The sequence below is a fragment of the Corallococcus sp. CA049B genome, assembly GCF_003611685.1.
GTDB classification, from domain to species: Bacteria; Myxococcota; Myxococcia; order Myxococcales; family Myxococcaceae; genus Corallococcus; species Corallococcus coralloides.
This window is the reverse complement of sequence record NZ_RAWC01000472.1, coordinates 1-831: the sequence shown is the minus strand read 5'-3', so window position 1 is coordinate 831 and position 831 is coordinate 1. Positions and strand designations below refer to the sequence as shown.

Here is an 831-nt window from a genome sequence, read left to right as displayed (position 1 = left end):
CCCCCCGTCAGGCCCCGTCCGGCAGCCCCGCGGACCTGCTCAAGAGCGTGGAGGAGGTCCAGCGCAAGGAGGTCGCGGCGCTGAAGGCCATGGTGGAGCTGCTCATCGAGAAGGGCGTTTTCTCCCGCGAGGAATACCTCGCCAAGGTCAAGCGGTAGCCCCCGGCCATGCGCAAGAAGATTGGTGAACTCCTCGTCCAGGCCGGAGTGGTGACGGACGAGCAGGTGAAGCAGGCCCTCGCGTCCGGACGGCGCGGCCAGGGCCGCAAGCTGGGCGAGGTGCTGGTGTCCATGGGCCTGTGCACGGGCCGGGACATCGCGAAGGCGCTGGCGGCGCAGCACGAGCTGCCCTTCGTGGAGCTCCCCGAGTACATCCCGCATGCGGTGTCCTCGCTGGTGTCCATGGACTTCCAGACCGAGCACCGGGTGCTCCTCTTCGCTTCGGAGCAGGACGGCCGCAGCGAGAAGATCCACGTCGCGGTGGAGGACCCGGGCAACCTGATGCTGGTGGATGAGCTGCGCTTCCAGCTGCGCAAGCCGCTCAAGGTGTTCGTCGCCGCGTCGGACGACCTGGAGCAGGCACTGGCGAGAGGCCGGGGCGAGCCCCTGGACATCGTGGAGGCTGAACCGATGGACATGGACGAGGACGATTCGCCGGACATCCTGCCGTCGCCGCCGGCCCCTCCCGCCGCCGCGCGCGCGCCCACGCCGCCGCGTCCGCCCGCGCCGCCGCCGCTGGACTGGGATCTGCCGCCGCCGCCGCCCAACGAGTCGGGTGCCGACGGCGCGGAGGTGCTGGAGGACATCCTGGGCTCCACGCCCCGTCCCAAGG

At 71.0% G+C, this 831-nt stretch carries 1 protein-coding gene; it reads left to right on the top strand.

Features of this window, described 5'->3' with window-relative positions:
- Nucleotides 1-167: 167 nt before the first annotated feature.
- Nucleotides 168-831 (top strand): general secretion pathway protein GspE (locus D7W82_RS39780; protein ID WP_120623199.1); only part of this gene is annotated, 664 nt, incomplete at its 3' end.